Annotated in this window: 18 protein-coding genes and 1 pseudogene; 4 read left to right on the top strand and 15 right to left on the bottom strand. The window is 57.8% G+C overall.

The window, feature by feature from the left end:
• Window positions 1-71 precede the first annotated feature (71 nt).
• The 7 genes and pseudogenes from TU82_RS12230 to lgt all read right to left on the bottom strand — a co-directional run bounded on the left by TU82_RS12230 (window position 72) and on the right by lgt (window position 8,665).
• Entirely contained in the window at window positions 72-905 is an 834-nt protein-coding gene (locus tag TU82_RS12230; RefSeq protein ID WP_057723444.1) for a thymidylate synthase, read from the bottom strand.
• The gene (locus TU82_RS12225) at window positions 902-1,414 is read right to left on the bottom strand and encodes a hypothetical protein (RefSeq protein ID WP_057723443.1); all 513 of its coding nucleotides are present in this window, start codon (window positions 1,412-1,414) and stop codon (window positions 902-904) included. The genes TU82_RS12230 and TU82_RS12225 overlap by 4 nt, the downstream gene beginning before the upstream one ends.
• Before the next feature lies 1 nt (window position 1,415).
• Window positions 1,416-3,506 carry a site-specific integrase gene (locus tag TU82_RS12220; RefSeq protein ID WP_057723442.1) on the bottom strand — a complete coding sequence of 697 codons (2,091 nt, stop codon included), beginning with the start codon at window positions 3,504-3,506 and terminating at the stop codon, window positions 1,416-1,418.
• 2 nt (window positions 3,507-3,508) lie between these two features.
• A complete protein-coding gene (locus TU82_RS12215) occupies window positions 3,509-5,884 on the bottom strand; it encodes a tyrosine-type recombinase/integrase (RefSeq protein ID WP_057723441.1) in 2,376 nt (791 codons plus the stop codon).
• Complete coding sequence (locus TU82_RS12210) at window positions 5,881-7,113, bottom strand: tyrosine-type recombinase/integrase (protein WP_057723440.1); 1,233 nt, start codon at window positions 7,111-7,113, stop codon at window positions 5,881-5,883. The genes TU82_RS12215 and TU82_RS12210 overlap by 4 nt, the downstream gene beginning before the upstream one ends.
• Before the next feature lie 133 nt (window positions 7,114-7,246).
• A pseudogene (gene thyA / locus TU82_RS12205) lies at window positions 7,247-7,801 on the bottom strand (thymidylate synthase); the annotation flags it as partial.
• 51 nt (window positions 7,802-7,852) lie between these two features.
• Window positions 7,853-8,665, bottom strand: coding sequence for a prolipoprotein diacylglyceryl transferase (gene lgt, locus TU82_RS12200; RefSeq protein WP_057723439.1), 813 nt, complete (start codon window positions 8,663-8,665; stop codon window positions 7,853-7,855).
• A gap of 216 nt (window positions 8,666-8,881) precedes the next feature.
• Between lgt and TU82_RS12195 the strand changes: the two genes are divergently transcribed.
• A complete protein-coding gene (locus TU82_RS12195) occupies window positions 8,882-9,628 on the top strand; it encodes an NRDE family protein (protein ID WP_057723438.1) in 747 nt (248 codons plus the stop codon).
• A 65-nt stretch (window positions 9,629-9,693) separates the two neighbouring features.
• Here the strand turns inward: TU82_RS12195 and ptsP are convergent, their stop codons facing one another.
• Together ptsP and TU82_RS12185 are read right to left on the bottom strand one after the other, a co-directional pair.
• Window positions 9,694-11,973, bottom strand: a complete 2,280-nt coding sequence (gene ptsP, locus TU82_RS12190) for a phosphoenolpyruvate--protein phosphotransferase (RefSeq protein WP_057723437.1) — start codon at window positions 11,971-11,973, stop codon at window positions 9,694-9,696.
• 22 nt (window positions 11,974-11,995) lie between these two features.
• Entirely contained in the window at window positions 11,996-12,475 is a 480-nt protein-coding gene (locus TU82_RS12185; RefSeq protein ID WP_053128161.1) for an RNA pyrophosphohydrolase, read from the bottom strand.
• 143 nt (window positions 12,476-12,618) lie between these two features.
• On the opposite strand from TU82_RS12185, the gene TU82_RS12180 reads away from it, so the two are divergent.
• Window positions 12,619-13,275, top strand: a complete 657-nt coding sequence (locus TU82_RS12180; protein ID WP_057723436.1) for a histidinol-phosphatase — start codon at window positions 12,619-12,621, stop codon at window positions 13,273-13,275.
• Between the two features lie 106 nt (window positions 13,276-13,381).
• On the opposite strand, the gene TU82_RS12175 is transcribed toward TU82_RS12180, so the two are convergent.
• Both TU82_RS12175 and ilvA read right to left on the bottom strand, forming a co-directional pair.
• Entirely contained in the window at window positions 13,382-13,795 is a 414-nt protein-coding gene (locus TU82_RS12175; RefSeq protein ID WP_057723435.1) for a DUF2269 family protein, read from the bottom strand.
• Between the two features lie 40 nt (window positions 13,796-13,835).
• Window positions 13,836-15,350, bottom strand: a complete 1,515-nt coding sequence (gene ilvA / locus TU82_RS12170; protein ID WP_057723434.1) for a threonine ammonia-lyase, biosynthetic — start codon at window positions 15,348-15,350, stop codon at window positions 13,836-13,838.
• 137 nt (window positions 15,351-15,487) lie between these two features.
• Between ilvA and rpiA the strand changes: the two genes are divergently transcribed.
• Together rpiA and TU82_RS12160 are read left to right on the top strand one after the other, a co-directional pair.
• Window positions 15,488-16,159: a ribose-5-phosphate isomerase RpiA gene (gene rpiA, locus TU82_RS12165; RefSeq protein WP_057723433.1), complete on the top strand. Its 672-nt coding sequence runs from the start codon at window positions 15,488-15,490 to the stop codon at window positions 16,157-16,159.
• A 169-nt stretch (window positions 16,160-16,328) separates the two neighbouring features.
• Window positions 16,329-18,275 carry an autotransporter domain-containing protein gene (locus tag TU82_RS12160; protein ID WP_057723432.1) on the top strand — a complete coding sequence of 649 codons (1,947 nt, stop codon included), beginning with the start codon at window positions 16,329-16,331 and terminating at the stop codon, window positions 18,273-18,275.
• Here the strand turns inward: TU82_RS12160 and TU82_RS12155 are convergent, their stop codons facing one another.
• From TU82_RS12155 to TU82_RS12140, 4 genes are all read right to left on the bottom strand, one after another.
• Window positions 18,276-19,184 carry an SdiA-regulated domain-containing protein gene (locus TU82_RS12155; RefSeq protein ID WP_057723431.1) on the bottom strand — a complete coding sequence of 303 codons (909 nt, stop codon included), beginning with the start codon at window positions 19,182-19,184 and terminating at the stop codon, window positions 18,276-18,278.
• 120 nt (window positions 19,185-19,304) lie between these two features.
• On the bottom strand, window positions 19,305-20,231 hold the full coding sequence (locus TU82_RS12150) for an SdiA-regulated domain-containing protein (RefSeq protein WP_057723430.1): 927 nt from the start codon (window positions 20,229-20,231) through the stop codon (window positions 19,305-19,307).
• A gap of 231 nt (window positions 20,232-20,462) precedes the next feature.
• Window positions 20,463-21,128, bottom strand: a complete 666-nt coding sequence (locus TU82_RS12145; RefSeq protein ID WP_057723429.1) for a fumarylacetoacetate hydrolase family protein — start codon at window positions 21,126-21,128, stop codon at window positions 20,463-20,465.
• A gap of 11 nt (window positions 21,129-21,139) precedes the next feature.
• Window positions 21,140-22,534 carry an FAD-binding oxidoreductase gene (locus tag TU82_RS12140; RefSeq protein ID WP_057723428.1) on the bottom strand — a complete coding sequence of 465 codons (1,395 nt, stop codon included), beginning with the start codon at window positions 22,532-22,534 and terminating at the stop codon, window positions 21,140-21,142.
• Window positions 22,535-22,665 lie beyond the last annotated feature (131 nt).

The raw sequence follows: 22,665 nt of genomic DNA, 5'->3' as shown, positions 1-22,665 counted from the left end.
TGGTTTTCTCCACGCGCAGAAAAGGAAAAACCGGCCCTAAGACCGGTCTTATAGCTCGATGCCGCTGAGGATCAAATCGATACAGGCGCAGAGATATGCGGGTGCGGATCGTAGCCCACCACCTCGAAATCTTCGAACTTGTAGTCGTAGATGGATGCAGGCTTGCGAAGCAGCTTGAGCTCAGGCAACTGACGTGGCTCACGAGCGATTTGAGTCTTCACCTGCTCCATGTGGTTGGAGTAAATGTGAACATCGCTGAGCGAAATTACGATCTCCCCAACATCGAGATCACACTGCTGGGCGAGCATGTGAGTCAGGCACGCCAGGGACGCCGTGTTGTATGGGAGCCCCAAGAAGGTGTCGGACGACCTGATGAACAGGTGAGCAGATAGCTTGTTTTCCACGACATAGAACTGATAAAGCAGGTGGCAGGGAGGCAGCGCCATCTTGCCTTGCCGGGCATTTTCCTGAGGGCTCACCTTCTCGTCGGGCAGGTACTCTACGTTCCAACCATGGAACAAGATTCGCCGGCTATTGGGGTTAGTCTTCAGGGCGTTCACGACGTAGTCGATCTGGTTGATCGTCCCGCCATCTTTGGTTGGCCAAGCTGTCCACTGCTTCCCATAAACAGGCCCGAGGTCACCCTCCTCGGTGGCCCACTCGTTCCAGATCTTTACGCCATTCTCATTGAGCCATTTGACGTTGGTATCGCCGCCAAGGAACCAAATAAGCTCATTAACGATGCTTTTGAAATGCAGTTTCTTTGTTGTGAGCAAAGGAAAGCCTTTTGATAGGTCATGGCGGAACTGCCTACCAAATACACTTATAGTACCTGTACCGGTTCGATCACCTTTAATAGCACCATTTTCAAGAACGTCTGTCAGTAATTCTAGATAGCTTTTCACGCATTCTCCTCCGCCTGGGCAGCTTCCAGGATGCTGATAACTTGCTTAAGTTTATCAATTTCTTTCTGAGACTCCAAGAGTCGTTTATTGGCATCCGCCAAAAGGCTCATATAGGTATCTCTCGAACTTACCATACTTTGATATTTGTTCTCGTTAGTCTGAGCAACGTCATACGCTAATTTGGCCTCAGTAAACCAATGAAGCACTTCAATACGAGCCGACTCTAACTTCTCAGTCAAAACCACCATAGGATCAACTGGCTTCTTATTAGAAACCTGCTTACGCAAAACCTCGATACGGCGGTTTTCCTTGATAATCTCAAGGCGCTCTAAAGGCCAAACACGTTGCCGGATAGTGTTTCGATGCATACCGGTAAGACGGCTAAGCTCGGCAACAGTTGCCTTCAAATATTCGTTCGCACCAATATCAAAGAGCGCCCGAGTCAACAACTCTGTGTACTGATCAAAATCTTCCTTGTTCTTCTGATCGAATGCACGTGGATCACTCATTTCAGAGCTCCTCTTCCAGCAGTTGAAGGACGCCGAAAGCTTCCTCCATCGCCGCTTTGTTCTGCGCATGGGCGTGTGCGTACGCTGGGTTACCAAGCATCGCCTTGTTTTGGTAATACACGTCTCGCCAAGCCGGAGCATTGGCTTTGCTGACGATGGCATTCTGGCAACGGTTGGGGTTGCAACGCAGCCCGCCAATGCATGGCAGGGTACTGTCGAACTCATCCACACCTCCACCATAACAGAAGCCAGAGCCCACATTGATCACCGCAATGTGCTGGTCGAGCATGGCCTCGAAAATGTCCTCCTTGGTATGCCCAGAGGCCATGTAACCTCGGAAAACCTTCTTGAGGCTCTCCTTATGGGCCTCGGCGTTCACACCTGCATAGCTACCGTCAGGGTCGAACCGCTGATGAATGCTCTCAAGCTCCGCATCCTGACGAAGAGACCTCCCTTTCATCTTTCGGGCACCACCCCCCTTGGAAATCTTGTCCGCAATTTCGCCATACAGCAGGGTGGTCTTGCTGAACCCACGATCAGAATGCCCCACACCCACGATCTCACCGAAGTGCTTAAGCTGATGAGAGATAAACGGCAGCCCCAGGTCGGCACGATACAGCTGATAGGCCAAGGTATGACGCATCATATAGGCGTTGAAGTCTAGGCCGGCAAAGGTCTCTGGCGGCAAGATACGCTCGAAAAACTTCTCCAGCGTAAGCTTCGTGCCGCTGGCAGAGAACGGCTGTCCTTGCTCCCCAAACGCGACGGTATCCACGTTTGAAAATATATAATCATTGTTCTTGTATTTGCTGATCAACTGGCACACCCGTACAGCATCACGCACAATCGGAATAGCCAGCCAGAAATCATCAAACAACTCAACAAGATTGTCTTGATGTTTGCTCACATTACTCGCCAAAACCCAGTAGCGGCCATCAGGTCGGAGGCTCGAGCTTGCGAGCAGCTCTGCATATTCTGAAGGACGCATCCCGGTATATTGACCAATAATGTAGAGACATGAATAGTTAACAAAGTTCAGGTAAAGCCTGAATTGATCATCGAGAGCCGATCCGGTGTCTTTCGCATATTGCTTAACAGCATAGGGCGCTATTACAGAGAACAGCTTGCTAGAGCTCATGACATCGCTGCCCAGAACTTTAGCGACCTCATCAAAAGAGAAACCCTTGTTAGAAAGCCGCTTATACACATACAAATTGAATTTTAGCGGATTCAACCCGCTCTGTTGTGAAGGAAAGTATTCCTTAGCGTTACGACGCTTGAGGCTAGCCGAATCAACAACATCCTCTCCCATCGCATCCAAAAAATCGACAATGGACAGCGACGCCATCTGGGATGAAATTTCGAAGACGTTGTTTGGTAATATTTGCGACTTTTTTTCAGCATCTTTTGCAGGCCGATTTTTACCACCTAGGACTTTCCATTTCAGCTTGGAAAAGTCGACGAATGGCAGGCTCGCACCGAACACGTTCGTTTGCAGGTAGCCAGACTTGAGGTGCTTAAACAGCTTCTCAGTGTATTCGTCGTATACGTAGTCAAAATCTTCGGCAGCTGCTGCATAGAAATGCGCAGGCAAGCATTGAATTGAGATCAGCTCACGATCCACGTGCTCCTTTCCAAGCTCAATAGCCGCGACGGCATAAACCTTATCCAAAAACCGAAGCCCGCTCTCATAGTCACTGATCAGCGAATTGGGCTTGAGCGGTTTCTTGCTGACTCGGGTGGATTTCCCATCCGCTGGAATCCCGCTCAGGGCCTTGAGGATGATCATGAATGCAGCTTTGAGCTCGAGAATCGCCAGCTCTGGAATGTTGGAATACTTCGTGAAATCGATGCGAAGTTTAGCCCCACGAATGTAGCGCGAAGCGTTTGGATAATCCTTATTGAAGTCCCAAACCCCGTCCACGAATGCAGAGCTCTGAGATACCTGCAAGTTATTGAGGTAGGACAGGAAAGCCCAGGCTTCCTGCTGGTCGCTCTCTGCTTCAATAGCAGAAAGCTGACCTTGCAGCAGTGACAGGCTCGAGCGAAAACTTGAGAACCGCAAAAGGGTAGAAAAATTAATCTGCTCCATCGTCACATCGCCACCCCGTCCACCAGCACAGTCGTGTCAACGAACTCCGAAAGACGACGGCCCTCGGCTAACTCTTCAGGCGTGAAATCAGATTTTGAGTGCAGGATGCCATCCAGCAACGCTAGGTTTTCGCGTACTACGCGTCCATACGGGGTATCCATGATGCGAGAAATCTCATTGAGCGTGAGGTAGTCCCGCTCCATCGCGAACAGCTCTGGCAGGTTCGACGCAGTGAGCAAAACGTTCTCGCATCCCAGGCACATGTTGTACAACGCACAAGGGCTGCCGGGCACGTAGGAGCTCAGCTTCTTGATGAACTCAGGTGGGTTGAAAATGTTACGGCAGCTCGCTAGAGGAGTTTTGAAAACAACCTGTGGCCCATCGAGATTAACGACATCAATGAGGTTGGCTTCAGCCTTGCTGCTCGAGAGACTATCAGCCAACTCGGCTGCTGACTCATGAAGCTCCCTGAGAGCCACATCCAGCTTGGAGCGTGCGATGTAGTTGAAGTCCATACGATCTAGGTAGGCCAGTGTGGTTTCAATATGCTTGTGGCCAAGAATCAACTGAATCTCACGGACGGGGACGTCACGCTCCACAAGCTCGCTGATGAAGCTGGGGCGCAACCTGGCAGGAGTGAGGTTCAAGGGCTGGCCATTGCTGTCCACGAAGCCTTTACGCTTACCGTAAGCAGCAAAGGCAACCCCTAGTGCGCCGTCCTTCCCAGTGGCGAAGGACTTGATTTCCATGAAGCTTTTCCGAGCACTGGATTGCCAAATGAATAGCTTATCTCGCATAACTTGGGGTGCAGATACGCGGATTTTGGCTGTCAGTGCCTTGATGTCCTCAAAAATCTGAGCGACAGCATACGATTGAGACGTGGTGAGCCAAGTGATGTCAGCTTCGAAAATATCGAGATGCATCAGCTTTTCACCGTCAGAACGCTCTTTCCAGTACCGGAGGCAAGGACGCCCAGTGAGTGGATGCTTAGGCTCATAGTCATCCACATCAAGCAGTTTGATCGAATCAGCGTTCAGTCCGGTGACTTGAGCCAGCTTGATCGCATAAGGCGTAATCACCTGAGCGTCGACCAGATAGTGAACGCCCCAACGCTCTACAATCTCACGTAGCCCCATGCCTGAACGGCTCACGATACTTAGAAAGGCCCTTACATGGGGATCTTCACTGTCCTTCTGATCATAGCCAACATGCACGCAACCAAGCTTGTTCTCGAAAATCCAGCGCGCATTTTCAAGGGTATTGCAGCCTGGCCTTAAGCTGCCTTTCGCATCAATGGGATCTTCACCAATACCGCTTCGCTGGTAGGGCTGCGCAAGGGTGTTGTAGTGCTCGATATCCTCGTTCACGCTCGTAGAGATTCGAACACGCTCAGCGCTCGAGTATGGGCGGTACGCATCAGTGACACGATCAGCATCAAACCCCTGACAGTTGATGAAATCTGATCCCGCGTAACCCTTGATATTTTTGATGGTCGTCAAGGTGCTACGGACGGCACTCACCAAGGTAGTCGCGGTAATCGGAGAAAGGGTGCCCTCAACAATATGGCGCTCGAGATACGAACGGAACAACGGGAGGCTGAACGGATCGAGAAACTCAGTCAGCGGCTCCATGCCACTGAAGCCTTGCCCAGTGAGGAGCCTCGTGAGCCATTTGAACCCCTCATGATAATTGCTCGCTCCAGAGTCGCTGGTAGTACCCAGCGAAGCGGTCGCAAACGCATGTTTCAAGTCGTTGAATGGCCTATCTTCAGATGATTTTTCGAGACCGTCCAGGGCAGCAAAATCAAGCATCTGTAGTCGTTTGAAATCCACAAGAGCATTCTCCTGCGGCACAAACTCCCCCTTGGATTCAATCCGCTCCTTGACGGTCATATAGCTCGCAGAGGCGGTTCCAAGAGACTGAAGATCGGCATTGATGTCATCGTAGGCAAGACGAACGCTTTCGTATCGGCTATAGCCGGATTTAATCGCTTCCTTTACAAAAGCCGGCACTACTGATTTGGAGAGCTTTAGCTTGTTGCCAAAAATCGGAAGCGCGAGCTTCTCTTCCTGAGATAGCGACTTATACCAGCCCAAAAGCTTCAAACGCCAATTACAACCTGCAGCAGTTTCTCCCTGATGTATAACGCCATCAATAAGCATATTCAGGATGAGCTTTTGCTCTGCAAGCTCAAACATCTTGACTGATGGGTCGAGATCCTTGCCTGCAACGTACGACTCGCTGAGCATCAGCGGAGCATAAGTACCACTGGAGTTATCGCTGAGCTCGACTTGGTAGTATTGGAGTGGATTTTCTTCCAGCTCCTTCAGCCACCTGAAAATCTTGCCACTCTCGACTGCACGTTCTGAAATATTCATTTCTTATCTCCCAACCTGATTTTCAGCGTCGTCTGAGCAGCAAGATCCGCCATGCTTTTTGCTTTGGTCGCAACCTCTCCAGTGTTCGGGCAAACCAAGTGGAAGATTTCCTGTGGCAACTTGGTATAGGTTCCTGTCGTGGATGTGTCTGAGTGGCCGAGCGACTTCTGAGCCATCAGGAGTTTGTTGAGATAGTCATCACCGAAGTCAGGGCTAGTCAAAATCGCATATGCGTGACCATGACGAAGCTTATGGGGCGAAATCATGCGTTCAACCCGCTTACTCCTGACGGCGCGTTTAGAGAGCCGCTCAAGTAGTTTGCTAACGGCATCTGGATTAAAGGGCTGTCCCTCAGAATTGAAGAAGCACGGCGTTACATCAGCAATTTCATAACGACGAGCGTGCTTCTTATATAGGGGAGACGCGTGATAACGCTTGATGCGTTCAAGCACAGCTCGACTAACGATTGAGTATCGTGGCTTGAACTCATTCCCACGTCCTTTACTACCATCAATGTAAAGAGGGCAGTAATCAGGATGCACCCAATCAAGGTCATCATCCGGAACAAAGTTAGCTTGAGCAAACCCCAAAGCTTTATTCACAGCGCCCAAGGTAACCCTGCCAACTTCACTTCGACGCAAACCCACATCAAAGATAGCTTGGATCAGGCATCGCTCCCTCTCGCTGCTCGCAGATTCAATAAGCGCTTTGAGTTCCTGCAATGAACAGGGATAAACCAAATCCTTCTTTGGAGCAGGAGAAAGAAAACCACCAGCATAAGGATTGTCCTCACGTGCTGGGCCTTTGTGCCTTCCGCCAACGCACAGGAAGTCATTGAACAGAGCCATATAACAAGCATCCCTGTTACGGATTGTAGTCGAACTCAAATCATGCACTTCACGCAGGTGGGTAAAGTACCGTTGGATACCGTGTTTAGTTACGGCAAGAAGGATTTCGTCATAAGACGAGCTTTTGAAAGTTGGCGTGCCTTTCAGGTGTTCGAGCAAATAACCAATGTTACGCCCATATGTCTCGGCTGACAGGGCCGCCAGGTTGGCGCTGCGAACTGCGAAGGTCAGGTACTCGCTTACAAGCGGTACGAGCCTCTCTTCTGAATCGAACAGCCCCACCGCCGTCACAGACACCTGGTCTGCCACTGTGGGCCCATCCTCGTTGAGCATCGACCCACCTAGGTCGAGCAACTGCTTCTCTTCGACTACAACCTTCACCGACTACCCCTTTTTGAAGGCCGCCCATCCTATGCAGAATGTGCAGCTTGTCAAGGTCAAGATGAAGTAGCACGAAATACAAATTTTTTTAGGCGAGGAGCGTGTACTGTGCGCTTTTTCCCACGTCAGATAAAAGGAATACATCGGAGCTGCGGATGTACAACTGCATCGACAGATGGCCGTCGTGCACGAACGCCTGGTACAGCAGGTGGCACGGCGGCAGCGCTTGCTTGCCGTTACGCGCGTTTTCCTGGGGAGTTTTGGTTTCGTCCGGCAGGTATTCGACGTTCCAGCCGTGAAACAGGATGCGGCGGCTGTTGGGGTTGGTCTTTAGCGTGTGCACCATGTAGTCGATCTGGTTGATCGTGCCGCCGTCCTTGGTCGGCCAGGCGGTCCACTGTTCGCCGTACACCGGGCCCAGGTCGCCTTCTTCGGTGGCCCATTCGTCCCAGATGCGCACGCCGTTGTCATTGAGCCACTTGATGTTGGTGTTGCCGCTCAACATCCAGATCAGCTCGTTGGCGATGCTTTTGAAGTGCAGCTTCTTGGTGGTCAGCAGCGGGAAGCCGTCGGCCAGGTTGTGCCGATACTGGCGGGCGAACACGGCTTTGGTACCGGTGCCGGTACGATCGCCCTTGGTCAGGCCATTGGTCACGACGTCGTGCAGGAGTTCGAGGTATTGCTTCATGTGATTACCCGTAGCGTTGAAGCCAGGACCTCCTGGTCCCGGCATTCGAATTTAAAGCGCGGCGTTCTTCAGCGGTTGCGGACGGTTGTACGCCCACCACAACAGGCCCAGGCCCGCCAGGATCATCGGAATGCTGAGGACCTGGCCCATGGTCAGCCAGCCCCAAGCCAGGTAGCCCAACTGCGCATCCGGCACCCGCACGAACTCGACGATGAAGCGGAAGATCCCGTAGAACAGCGCGAACATCCCGGACACCGCCATGGTTGGGCGTGGTTTGCGCGAAAAGAGGTAGAGGATGAGGAACAATGCCACACCTTCCAGGGCGAATTGATACAGCTGCGACGGATGGCGCGGCAATTGCGCCGGGTCGCTGAACGGCGGGAACACCATGGCCCACGGCACGTCGGTGGGCTTGCCCCACAGCTCGGCATTGATGAAGTTACCGATGCGCCCGGCGCCCAGGCCGATGGGCACGAAGGGTGCGACGAAGTCCATCAACTGGAAGAACGACTTGCCGTTACGCCGGCCGAACCACCAGGCGGCGATCATCACGCCGACAAAGCCGCCATGGAACGCCATGCCGCCTTTCCACACTTCGAAGATCAGCGTCGGATTGGCGATATACGCCGACAGATCGTAAAACAGCACATACCCCAGGCGCCCGCCGACGATCACCCCCATCGACATCCAGAACACCATGTCGGAGAGTTTCTCCTTGGTCCAGGTCGGGTCGAAACGGTTCAGGCGCCGGGAAGCCAGCAGCCAGGCACCGCCGATGCCGATCAGGTACATCAACCCGTACCAGTGGATTTTCAGCGGACCGATGGCCAGGGCCACCGGGTCGATCTGCGGGTAAGGCAGCATTGCGACTCCTCATTAAACATTTAGTCATGACGCACCGGACCATGCCGATGCGCGATTAAGCCTGCGTTACAGCGGCGAGATCAAATTAAGAAGTTCACACACACACCAAACAGCCCGGCATGTTAACGGATGGAAGGTGCGCGGCCCAACTTCGTTGCGATGGAACGCCCGCGGTTGTGTGGGTAGAGTGAGGAAAAACACACAAGGGATCGCCCGATGTGCCTGATTGTCTTTGCCTGGCGGCCGGGCCATGCCCAACCGCTGATCGTCGCGGCCAACCGCGATGAGTTCTACGCCCGGCCCAGCCTGCCGCTGGCGCAATGGCCGGATGCGCCCCAGGTCTATGCCGGCCGCGACCAGGAAGCGGGCGGCACCTGGCTGGGGGTCAATACCGATGGGCGCTTTGCCGCGCTGACCAATATTCGCGACCCGCACCAGCCACCGTCGCGTAAATCCCGTGGCGAGCTGGTGGCACGCTTTCTCAGTGGTTCGCTGCCGATTGACGATTATCTGGCGGAAGTCAACGGACGTTCGATTGAATATGCCGGGTTCAACCTGCTGGCGGGAACCCCGGACGAGTTGTGGCATTACAACGCCAACGAGACCACGCCGACGCGGTTGAAGGCAGGCGTTTATGGATTATCCAATGCAGGACTGGATACGCCCTGGCCGAAGTTGCTCAAGGCCAGGGCGGCCCTCGCAGAAATCCTCGATGATCCGCAACCGCAGGCGTTGCTGGAGATTTTGAGCGATCCGCAAACCGCGCCGTTCGCTGAGCTGCCGGATACCGGCGTCGGCCTGGCGACAGAGAGCCTGTTGTCGAGTGTGTTTATCGCCAGCCCCAGTTACGGAACGCGGGCGAGCACGGCGCTGATTGTGAATGCCGATGGCACGCGGCGGATGGTGGAGCGCAGTTTCGGGCCGCAAGGTGGACGGTTGGGCGAGGTCGAACTCAATTTTTGAACACACCGAAAATCAAATGTGGGAGGGGGCTTGCCCCCTCCCACATTTTTGATCAGCGCATGTCTCTAGAGAGTTTTGGCAGAAGCCGGATTGATCATCCGGGTCAGCCCCAGATTCTTCAGCGCCAATTGCAGCGAGCTGTGGATAACTTGCGGGTTGTCGATGGTCATCAGCTCGGCCAGCAAATCCTTGGCCATGCTCAATTCGACCTGGCGCAGCATCCACTTCACTTTCGGCAAGTTGGTGGCGTTCATCGACAGGCTGTCAAAGCCCATCGCCATCAACAGCACCGCCGCCGCCGGGTCGCCGGCCATTTCCCCGCAGATGCTCACCGGCTTGCCTTCGGCATGGGCGTCGCGCACCACGTGTTGCAAGGCTTGCAGCACCGCCGGGTGCAGGTAGTCGTAAAGGTCGGCGACCCGCGGGTTGTTGCGGTCCACGGCCAACAGGTACTGAGTCAGGTCGTTGGAGCCCACCGACAGGAAGTCCACCTGCCGCGCCAGCTCCTTGGCCTGGTACACCGCCGCCGGGATTTCGATCATCACGCCAATCGGCGGCATCGGCACGTCGGCGCCTTCGTCGCGCACTTCGCCCCAGGCGCGGTGGATCAGGTGCAGGGCTTCTTCCAACTCGTGGGTGCCGGAGATCATCGGCAGCAGGATGCGCAGGTTGTTCAGCCCTTCGCTGGCCTTGAGCATGGCGCGGGTCTGCACCAGGAAAATTTCAGGATGGTCGAGGGTGACGCGAATACCGCGCCAGCCGAGGAAAGGGTTGTCTTCCTTGATCGGAAAATACGACAGTGACTTGTCGCCGCCGATATCCAGGCTGCGCATGGTCACCGGCAACGGGTGGAAGGCCTGCAGTTGCTCGCGATAAATCGCCAGTTGCTCCTTCTCACTCGGAAAACGCTGGTTGATCATGAACGGCACTTCGGTGCGGTACAGCCCTACCCCTTCCGCGCCGCGCTGTTGCGCACGGGCCACATCGGCCAGCAGGCCGGTATTGACCAGCAGCGGCACACGGTGGCCGTCGAGGGTCACGCATGGCAGTTCGCGCAATGAATCCAGGCCCAGTGCGAGCTGTTTCTCTTCCTCGACCACTTCGGCGTATTGCTTGCGCAGCAATTCGCTGGGGTTGGTGAAGACTTCGCCGCGATGGCCATCGACGATCATGTCGATACCATCCACTTTGGAATACGGCAGGTCCACCAGGCCCATCACCGTCGGGATGCCCATGGCCCGGGCCAGGATCGCCACGTGGGAGTTGCCCGAACCCAATACCGAGACCAGGCCCACCAGCTTGCCTTCAGGCACTTCGCCAAGCATGGTGGCGGTCAGTTCTTCGCTGATCAGGATGGTGTTGTCGGGGTAGACCAGGTTGGTGGTGCGGTCTTCCTGCAGGTAGGCGAGCAGACGGCGACCGAGGTCACGCACATCCGAGGCACGTTCGCGCAGGTAGGCGTCGTCCATCATTTCGAAACGGTTGACGTGATCGGTGACCACCTGGCGCAGTGCGCCCTGGGCCCACTGGCCGGTCTTGATTACGGTCTTGACTTCGTTACCCAGGGACGCGTCGTCCAGCATCATCTGGTAGACATCGAACAGCGCACGCTCTTCGGGGCGCAACTGGGTCGCCAGCTTGGTCGACAGGTTGCGCATGTCGGCGCGCACGCCTTCCAGGGCGGTCTTGAACAGTTTGATTTCAGCGTCGATGTCATGGACGGTCTTGTCCGGCACCACGTCGAGGTCGGCCGGCGGCAGCATGACCACGGCGGTACCGACGGCGGCACCCGGTGAACCCGGCACGCCGACGAACTTGGCTTCCTGGATGCCCTTGCCCTGGCGCCCCAGGCCGCGAATCGAGCCGGTGGCTTCGGCGTGGGCGATCACCCCGGCGAGCTGCGCGCTCATGGTCACCAGGAAGGCTTCTTCACCTTCGTCGAACTGACGGCGTTCTTTCTGTTGGATGACCAGCACGCCGACGACGCGGCGGTGGTGAATGATCGGCGCGCCGAGAAACGAGGCGTAGCGCTCTTCGCCGGTTTCGGCAAAGTAGCGATAACGCGGGTGATCGGCCGCGTTTTCAAGGTTCAGGGGTTCTTCACGCGTCCCCACCAGGCCCACCAGACCTTCATTGGGCGCCATGCTGACCTTGCCGATGGAGCGCTTGTTCAAGCCCTCCGTGGCCATCAGCACAAAACGGTTGGTCTCGGGGTCCAGCAGGTAAACCGAGCAGACCTGGCTGCCCATGGCTTCCTTGACGCGCAACACAATAATCCCCAACGCCGCCTTGAGATCCTTGGCGGAGTTAACTTCCTGGACGATCTTGCGCAGCGTATTGAGCATGGCTCGGGGTCGAACTCCGTCGTCAGTCGCGCGATAAAAGGCGCGGGGCAAGCTCTTTGAGAGCGCGACGATAAACCTCGCGCTTGAATGTCACCACCTGGCCCAACGGATACCAATAACTGACCCAGCGCCAGCCATCGAACTCCGGTTTACCGGTCAAATCCATCCGCACCCGCTGCTCATTGGAGATCAGGCGCAGGAGAAACCATTTCTGCTTCTGGCCGATACACAGCGGTTGGCTGTGGGTACGCACCAGGCGTTGCGGCAAACGATAGCGCAACCAGCCACGGGTACAGGCCAGAATCTGCACATCTTCGCGCTCAAGGCCGACTTCTTCGTTCAACTCACGGTACAAGGCGTCTTCAGGGGTTTCATCCGGGTTGATCCCACCTTGAGGAAACTGCCAGGCATCTTGGTTGATTCGGCGAGCCCATAGCACCTGTCCGGCATCATTCGTAAGAATAATCCCGACATTAGGACGGAAACCATCGGGGTCGATCACGGCAACAACCTCGCAAACGCATGTCGCCGCATTGTTCCACAAAGGTTCATCCAGCGGCAACGAGGCTTCTTACCTTATGTGCACTCTTGTGAAAAGACCGTATTCTGGACGCCTTTTTACAGACTTTTCAGCGAGTAACCGCAATGCGCCTGGCTTTATTCGACTTGGACAACACGCTTCTGGGCGGTGACAGCGACCACGCCTGGGGCGATTACCTGTGTGGACGCGGGATTCTCGATGCGGTGGCCTACAAGGCCCGCAACGACGCGTTCTATCAGGACTACCTGGCCGGCACGCTGGACAACGCCGCCTACCTGAACTTCTGCCTGGAAATTCTCGGCCGCACCGAGATGGCTCAGCTGGACGAATGGCACAACGACTATATGCGCGACTGCATCGAGCCGATCCTGTTGCCCAAGGCCGTGGAACTGCTGGCCAAACACCGCGCCGCCGGCGACAAGCTGGTGATCATCACCGCCACCAACCGTTTCGTCACCGCGCCGATTGCCGCACGCCTGGGCGTTGACACCCTGATCGCCACTGAATGCGAAATGGAAAATGGCCGCTACACCGGACGCAGCACCGATGTGCCGTGCTTTCGCGAGGGCAAGGTGACGCGGCTGAACCGTTGGCTGGAAGAAACCGGCTTCAGTCTGGAAGACAGCTATTTCTACAGCGACTCGATGAATGACTTGCCGCTGCTGGAGCAGGTGACGCATCCGGTGGCGGTGGATCCGGATCCCAATCTTCGGGCTGAGGCTGAACGGCGCGGCTGGCCGGTGATTACGCTGCGCAGTTGATGGCTTTCACCTGTAGGAGCGAGCTTGCTCGCGAAAAACGTCAACGATGACGCGGGTATCCTGGATGCGCGCGGCGCTCTCCAGTTTTTCGCGAGCAAGCTCGCTCCTACACAGGTTTGGCACCCATCAGCCCGGCAATCGCCACAAACCCCACCAGGCTGACCACCGCCAGCACCAGAGTGAAATTCAAGCTACCGCCCTCGCCTCGACGCAACCGATTAAGCCGTGCCACCAGCCAGAACCAGGCCAGCGCCGCCACGGTGTAGAGAATGCTGGAGCCCAGAATCCAGGTTTGCCCCAACGGCCAGCCGGTCAGGTGCACCAGCCACCAACCGGTGAACGGCATGCTGAGCAGGCAAATGCCCATCAGCAGCCACACGAAGGCCCACGGGCGTTGCACGGTCACCGTCGGGCCGGTGCTGCGCTTGCGCCAGGCCAGTAGCGCCAGGCCGAGGCCGCTGAGCAGCAGCAACACGGTGGCGGCGATGTGGATAACCTTGAGGGTGGTCAGCGTTTCCATAGTCTCGATTCCTTGAAGGCCGCTCAGTCAGCGTAGTCGCTCAACCGAGGAACAACTGGTAGGCCGGGTTTTCGCTTTCATCCCAGTACGGGTAGCCGATTTCGGCGAGGGCGGCCGGCACCAGGTGACGCTCGTCCGCCGGCACTTGCAGGCCGGCGACCACCCGGCCATCCGCCGCGCCGTGGTTGCGATAGTGGAACATCGAGATATTCCAGCGCCCGCCCAGCTTGTTAAGAAAGTTGAACAACGCCCCCGGACGCTCCGGAAATTCGAAGCGAAACACCAGCTCGTCGCTGACCTTGGCCGCATGCCCACCGACCATATGGCGGATATGCAACTTGGCCAATTCGTTTTCGGTCAGGTCCAGCACCGGGAAACCCTGGTCCGTGAGGCTTGCGATCAACGCACTGCGCGGATCGTTTTCCGGGTGGGTCTGCACGCCGACGAAGATGTGGGCCTCGCTGCCGGTGTGATAGCGGTAGTTGAATTCGGTAATCTGGCGCTTGCCCACCGCCTCGCAGAACGCCTTGAAGCTGCCCGGCTTCTCAGGAATGGTCACGGCGATGATGGCTTCGCGGCCCTCACCCAGCTCGGCGCGTTCGGCCACATGGCGCAGGCGGTCGAAGTTGACGTTGGCGCCCGAATCGATGGCGACGAAGGTCTGGCCGCTGACGCCACGGGTCTCCACGTACTTCTTGATCCCGGCCACGCCCAACGCACCAGCCGGCTCGGTGATGGAGCGGGTGTCGTCGTAGATGTCCTTGATCGCCGCACAGATTTCATCGGTGCTGACGGTGATCACTTCGTCCACATAGTCTTTGCAGATCTCGAAGGTGTGCTGGCCGATCTGCGCCACCGCCACGCCATCGGCGAAGATGCCCACGGTCGGCAACACCACGCGCTCACCCGCCGCAATCGCCGCTTGCAGGCAGTTGGAGTCGTCCGGTTCGACACCGATGATCTTGATCTCCGGGCGCAGGTATTTCACATACGCCGCGATACCGGCGATCAACCCGCCGCCGCCCACCGGCACGAAGATCGCGTCCAGCGGCCCGGGGTGCTGGCGCAGGATTTCCATCGCCACGGTGCCCTGCCCGGCAATGGTGTGCGGATCATCGTAGGGATGAATGTAGACGTAGCCTTTTTCGTCGACCAGCTTCAGCGAGTAGGCCAGCGCTTCCGGGAAGGAGTCACCGTGCAATACCACTTTACCGCCCCGCGAACGCACGCCTTCGACCTTGATCTCCGGGGTGGTCTTGGGCATCACGATAGTCGCCTTGACCCCCAGCACCTTGGCCGCCAGCGCCAGGCCCTGGGCGTGGTTGCCCGCCGAGGCGGTGACCACGCCACGTGCGCGCTCTTCGGCACTGAGCTGGGTCAGCTTGTTGTAGGCGCCGCGAATTTTGAACGAGAACACCGGCTGCAAGTCTTCGCGCTTGAGCCAAATCTGATTGCCCAGCCGCTCGGAAAGCTGGCGGGCAGTCTGCAAGGGTGTTTCTACGGCAACGTCGTAAACGCGCGAGGTAAGGATCTTTTTGACGTAGTGTTCAAGCATCGGCAGGCATCTACTTCGGGGGTTGGGCAGGACCACGGAGTCTAACCCGGCTTTTGGCCGGGAGACCACACGAATCCCAAGGTTTGTTGGGGTATACTCGCCGCCCTCGATAACTCCCCGCCCGTTCCGGAGCCCGCATGACCCAGGATCAACTCAAACAGGCAGTGGCCCAGGCCGCCGTCGATTTAATCCTTCCCAAACTCGACGACAAGAGCGTCGTCGGAGTGGGCACCGGCTCCACCGCCAACTGCTTTATCGATGCGCTGGCCCGGCACAAAGGTGCGTTCGACGGCGCCGTGGCCAGCTCCGAAGCCACCGCCGCACGCCTTAAAGGCCACGGCATTCCGGTGTACGAGCTCAACACCGTGAGCGACCTGGAGTTCTACATCGACGGCGCGGATGAAAGCGATGAACACCTGAACCTGATCAAGGGCGGCGGCGCAGCCCTGACCCGCGAGAAGATCGTCGCGGCGGTGGCCAAGACCTTCATTTGCATCGCCGACGCCAGCAAGCTGGTGCCGGTACTCGGCGCGTTCCCGCTGCCGGTGGAAGTCATCCCGATGGCCCGCAGCCACGTGGCGCGCGAGCTGGTAAAACTGGGCGGCGACCCGGTGTACCGCGAAGGCGTGTTGACCGACAACGGCAACATCATCCTCGATGTGTTCAACATGCAGATCACCAATCCGGTGGAACTGGAGACGCAGATCAACGCCATCGTTGGCGTGGTCACCAACGGCCTGTTCGCCGCGCGCCCGGCGGATGTGTTGCTGCTGGGCACCCCGGAAGGCGTAAGAACCCTAAAGGCCTGAAAGCACCGCAGTTCCAATGTGGAAACTCTAATGTGGGAGGGGGCTTGCCCCCGATAGCGGTATATCAGTACCCGACAGGCTGACTGACACACTGCAATCGGGGGCAAGCCCCCTCCCACATTTGGTATGTGCTCCATCCGTTACAAATTACACCTCAAGGAAGAACCCTGTGATAAAGCCCCTAGCCCTCGCTATCAGCGTTGCCGGCGCCCTGTTGTCGGCACAAACCCAGGCCTACGAATACGGCCAGCACGCCAATACCACCCTGGAAAAGCTGATCAACGACTACCCCGGCCGTTATCGCGGCACGGCCAATTTCGCCGGGGCCGCCGATTGGATGCAGAGCCAGATGGGCACGGCCTACAGCATCAGTCGCCAGGACTTCACCTGGAACAATGGCAGCCGCGCCTCGCAGAATGTCGTGGCCTACGCCGCCGGCACCAAGGCGCAGTACGTGGTGATCGGCGCGCACTTCGACACCTACTTCGGTCGCCCCACCCTGCAAGGCCTGGATGACAACGGCTCCGGCGCCAGCGTGCTGACCGAGGTGGCGAAGAACCTGGGCGGGCTGCAATTGGAAAATGGCTTGCAGGTGGTCGGCTTCGGCGCGGAGGAAGAAGGCCTGCGCGGCTCCAAGGCCTTCGTCGATTCCCTGAGCGCAAGCCAGCGCGCCAATATGCTCGCGATGATCAACCTCGACAGCCTGATCACCGGCGACATGATGTACGCCCATGCCGGCCAGAACAGCACGGCCAACCCGAGCCTGGCGGCGTTGCGCGAGCACACGTTCCAGATCGCCAGGGAATTGAATATCCCCCTGTTCACCAACCCCGGCCTGGACCCGCAATACCCCAAGGGCACCGGCTGTTGCAGTGATGGGGAACCGTTCGAACCGCTGAATATCCCGATCCTGTATATCGAGGCCACCAACTGGGAGCTGGGCGACCTGGACGGCTACACCCAGACCGACAACCCGAAAATTCCCGGCGGCTCAACCTGGCACGACCCGAGCGAAGACAACAAAGCCGTGCTCACCGATGCTTTCGGCCAGGCGCGCATCGACCAGCGCCTGCGCGACTATTCGCGCCTGCTCAGCCGCCTGGTGCTGGAGCTGACCAACGCCGACTTGATGGCCTCGACCGCCTCCGGCGGCGCCGCTGCGCGCAATATGCAGGACAACCTGCAGCGCCAGCACCAGGCGCTGGTGCGCCTGCATGAGCGCCGCTGGCTGACCCTGCAGGCCGCCAGTCGCGAGGTCGGCAGCTTTGATGGCGAGGTCGGCGTGGACGGGGAATACAACCCGGACAATGGCTTCGACACCCGGCTCAACCCTGAGGCCCGCCGCTTGGGCGTGCACGCGTTGGGCGACTATCAATTCAGTTCAAGCCTGAACATCGGCGCCAGCCTGAGCTACCTCAACGGGCGCGATAAGCTGGAGCATCGCGGCAAACTGGACAGCGACACGTGGCAGGCCGCCGTCTACGCCCTGCTCAATGACGGCGGGCCGAGCTGGCTGGCCGGTGACCTGAGCGTCGGCCATACGCGTTTCGATGCCAGGCGCAACCTGCTGATCCAGGCCAACGGCGGGCCGGTCCTGCTCAACCAGCAACTGACCGGCAACACCGACGCACTCTCCCAGGGCGCGCGGGTGCTGGGCGGCTATGACCTCGATTTCGGCACAATCAAAAGCGGCCCTTTTGCCGGGCTCGACTACAGCCATTACCGCATCGATCAGTTCGACGAGAAGCAAAACCTGCGCACGGCCCTTGAGTACGAAGAACAGTCGTTCGACTCCCTGGAAGCCAGCCTGGGTTGGCGCGTGCGCGGTGCCGTCGCCCTGCCTTACGGTCTGGACCTGATGCCTTACGGCACTCTCGCGTGGGTCAAGGAGCTGGCCGACGGGCGTCTGGACGACTTGCAACTGAGCGCCCGCGCCGATGGCCAGGCCCGCACCGCCAAACTGGGCTCAGTCGACAAAAGCTTTGGTCGCGCGCAGATCGGCAGCCAATTGGCGATCACCCCACAACTGGGGCTGTACGCTGAAGTGAACGGTCGACTCGGCCATGCCGAGGGCAGCCAGACCGGCTATTCCCTGGGCGTGCAGTGGATGTTCTGATCAGGGCTTTTTGAACACATAGAACAGGTTCGGCTCACTGACGAGGTACAGCGTGCCCTCGTCATCCATGGCGACCCCTTCGGCCTGAGGCACACGTTTTTTCAGGCCGTGGCGCCCATTGAGCAGCGACAGACTGCTCAGCGGGCGACCGTCGATGTCCAGCTCCAGCACCAGAAACGACTCATCCGACAGCGCCAGCAAATGGCCGCTGCGCTCGTCGTATTGCAGGCTGGAGAGGTCGCGCACAAACAACCCGGCATCACGCTTGGGGTTATTGATCACGTGCACCGAGTAGGTTTTTTCCGCTTTGAAATGGGGAAAGCCGTGGACTTCGTAAATCACCATCGGGTCGCGTTCCTTGGCGACAAACAGGCGCTTGCCCACCGAGTCATAGGCCAGGCCCTCGAAACCCTTGTTGCTGCCGATGTGCACGCCCAGGGTCATCTGCTCCGCATCGGCGGCATCGAGAAATTGCGTGTCATCGTCCACATGCACTTTGATCAGCCGCTGCTGGCGCTCGTCGCTGATCACATAGATGTTGTCGCTGATGAACTCCACTGCTTCGGCATCGCCAAAACCCACCAGGGGAATACGCCGCAGGATCTTGCCCTGCAGGGACAGTTCGACCAGCTCGGCGTTTTTATTGGTGACGGTAAACAGGCTTTTGCGCACCGGATCGTAAGTGAGGGCCGACACATCGTCGTCGAGCCCTTCGATCACCTGGGCCTCCAGGGAGACGCGATAATCCGCCAGGCCGATGCTGCGTTCATTGGCCGGCTGATGCCACACCCGCCAGTTGAACCAGGCACGTTCGAACAGACGGAACTGCTGCGCAACGACCCCGGCGGCAACCAGGGCAATCAGAATCAGGATGACTAAAGCGGGTTTGGGGCGGGCAAGTCGGCGCATCGGGGCGGGCTCAGTGAAAAAACTGGCGAATAGATATCAAGGTCGCCTGAATTTAAACTTAAACGCGCCGGGATGCCTGGCGAATGCCGCTATTTGAGAAATGTCTGACGTAAACGTACGTTATTTCTGCTTTTCAAAACGATAGAACAGGTTCGGTTCACTGACCATGTAAAGGGTGCCGCTCTCGTCCATGGTCACACCTTCGGCACGCGGGATAGTGTCTTTGAGGCCGTTGAAGCCGCCCAGCAACGTCATGAAGCTGACTTGCTCACCCTTCTCGTCCAGCTCCAGCAACAGGTGGGAGTCGGCCGACAGCACCAGCAAGTGCCCGGTACGCGGGTCAACCGCCAGCGCCGAGAGGTTGCGCATGTCGAGTTCGGTGCTGGCCAGCTTTTGCTTGTCGCCTGCCAGGGTCTGGCTGCCATCGCTTTTCCAGGTGAACAGCGCCGGTGGACGCTCTTCGCCCAGCACCAGTTGCTGGTTGCGCTTGTCCCAGGTAATGGCTTCGAAGGCCTTGTTCTGGTCCTTGGAAGGGCCGAGGTCATAACTGGGGAAATCGGCCTTGTTCAACGCCGTGGTGCCGACGTCGACCTTGATCAGGGTCAGGCTGTGCTGGCGCTCATCGACCACGGCCATCAGGCCATTTTCCATCACCGTCACGCCTTCCGGGTTGTTCCAGCCATTGAGCGGCATCTTGCGCAGCACATCGCCTTGCAGACTCAGCTCCACCAGGAACGGGTTCTTGCCCATCACGGAAAACAGGGTTTTAGTCTGGGGGTTGTAGGCCAGGTCCGAAGCCTCATCCTTCTCCATACCAGGCAGCAGCCTGGCGTCGATGACCACGCGATAGTCCGGGAGCCACACACTTTCGCGGCGTTCGGCCGGGCTTTCAAAACCCTCCAGCACCCACAGCACACCGCGATCGTCCCAGTGCATGGCCCAGGCGATGCCATACAGGATCGCCCCGGCCAGAAACACCCAGGAATACCAGCGCATGGTCAGGCGCGAGCGAAGCGTAGGTTTGGAAGTGGGCAGAGGCACGGCCATGGGGCGCTTTTTTCCGGAAAGTCAGCGGTAGGGAATAGCACAGGATCGAGATTATCCGGGTGGCGTGTGAAAAAAATGCAAAACCACCGGTTTTGGCAGATGTACACAATCAAATGTGGGAGGGGGCTTGCCCCCGATAGCGGAGTGTCAGCCACAGATTTGCTGGCTGACACACTGCAATCGGGGGCAAGCCCCCTCCCACATTTTTTACCGCGTTTCCTCAGGAAAAAATCAGCGCACCACGCTTTCGAAGCGGTTCACGCCCGACAGTTCCAGCACCAGCTTGTCACCGACATTCAGCGGCCCGACGCCCGCCGGCGTGCCGGTGAGGATCACATCACCGGCCTGCAGCGAGAAGCAGCCGGCCATGTGCTGGATCATCGGCACGATCGGGTTGAGCATCTGCGCACTGTTGCCGTTCTGGCGCACTTCGCCATTGATGGTCAGGCGAATGCCGATATCGGTCACGTCGGCGAAGGTGCTGCCGACCACGAAAGGCGCGATCACCGCAGCGCCGTCGAACGACTTGGCGATCTCCCACGGCAGGCCCTTGGCCTTGAGCTCGGCCTGTTTGTCGCGCAGGGTCAGGTCCAGGGCCGGGGCGAAGCCGGAGATGGCGTCCAGCACTTCTTCGCGGCTTGGCTTGTTCGACAACGGCTTGCCGATCAGCACGGCGATCTCCGCTTCGTAATGCACCGAACCGCGCTCGGTCGGAATGGCGAAACCGCCTTCCAGCGGCACCACGCAACTGCCCGGCTTGATGAACAGCAAAGGCTCGGTGGGTACCGGGTTGTCCAGTTCCTTGGCGTGTTCGGCGTAGTTGCGCCCGATACACACGACTTTACCCACGGGGAAGTGGATGTTGGTGCCGTCGATATACTTGTGCTGGTAGCTCATTGAACGACTCCTTAAACAGCGAAGATCTTGCCTGGATTCATGATCCCGTTCGGGTCGAACACCGCTTTCACGGCCTTCATGTATTCGATCTCAACCGGCGAGCGGCTGTAGGTCAGGTAATCGCGCTTGGTCATGCCCACGCCGTGCTCGGCGGAGATCGAGCCGTTGTACTTGGCGACGGTCTCGAACACCCACTTGTTCACGGTGGCGCACTTGGCGAAGAACTCGTCCTTGCTCAGATTTTCCGGCTTGAGGATGTTCAGGTGCAGGTTACCGTCGCCAATGTGACCGAACCACACGATTTCGAAATCCGGGTAATGTTCGCCGACAATGGCGTCAATTTCGCTAAGGAACGCCGGCACTTTGGAAACGGTGACCGAGATATCGTTTTTGTACGGCGTCCAGTGGGAAATCGTCTCGGAGATGTACTCGCGCAACTTCCACAGGTTATGCAGCTGGGTTTCGCTCTGGCTCATCACGCCGTCCAGCACCCAGCCCTGCTCGACGCAGTGCTCGAAGGTTTCCAGGGCGTGATTGGCGACCTCTTCGGTGGTGGCTTCGAATTCCAGCAGTGCGTAGAACGGGCATTCGGTGTCGAACGGCGCCGGCACATCGCCACGGCCGAGGACCTTGGCCAGGGCCTTGTCGGAGAAGAATTCGAACGCGGTCAGATCGAGCTTGCTTTGGAAGGCGTGCAGCACCGGCATGATCGAGTCGAAGTCGGTGGTACCCAGCACCATCGCGGTGAGATTTTTCGGTGCGCGGTCCAGGCGCATGGTGGCTTCCACCACGAAACCCAGGGTGCCTTCGGCGCCGATGAACAGCTGGCGCATGTCGTAGCCGGTGGCGTTCTTGATCAGGTCGCGGTTCAGTTCCAGCACATCGCCCTTGCCGGTGACGACCTTCATGCCGGCCACCCAGTTACGGGTCATGCCGTAGCGAATCACCTTGATCCCGCCGGCATTGGTACCGATATTGCCGCCAATCTGGCTGGAACCCGAGGATGCGAAATCCACCGGATAATACAGGCCGTTTTCTTCAGCGACGTTCTGCAACTGCTGGGTGACCACGCCCGGCTGGCATACAGCGGTGCGGTCGGTGAGGTTCACGTCGAGGATCTGGTTCATGTAGTCGAACGACACCACCACTTCGCCATTGGCCGCAACAGCCGCCGCCGACAGGCCGGTGCGCCCGCCGGACGGCACCAGCGCCACCTTGTGGGTGTTGGCCCAACGGACGATGGCCTGCACTTGCTCGGTGGTCTTGGGGAAGACGATGGCACACGGCGCGGGCGCGAAGTGCTTGGTCCAATCCTTGCCGTAAGCCTCCAGGGAGTCGGCGTCGGTCAGCACTTTGCCGGGCTCAACCAGGGTCTTCAGCTCATCAATCAGGGCAGGATGGGTCATTGACAGAACTCTCGAACAATTCATGGTCATCCTGAGAACGCTTCACGTCGCAGGAATAGGTGTTTAGCGGGGCGCGTATGCTAGCATACCGCCCCCGCAGGACAGAGCCCAAGGGCGTTTCTGCGGTGACG

Origin of the sequence: Pseudomonas orientalis (genome assembly GCF_001439815.1) — a bacterium.
GTDB lineage: Bacteria > Pseudomonadota > Gammaproteobacteria > Pseudomonadales > Pseudomonadaceae > Aquipseudomonas > Aquipseudomonas orientalis.
This window is presented reverse-complemented; position numbering and strand designations above follow the sequence as displayed.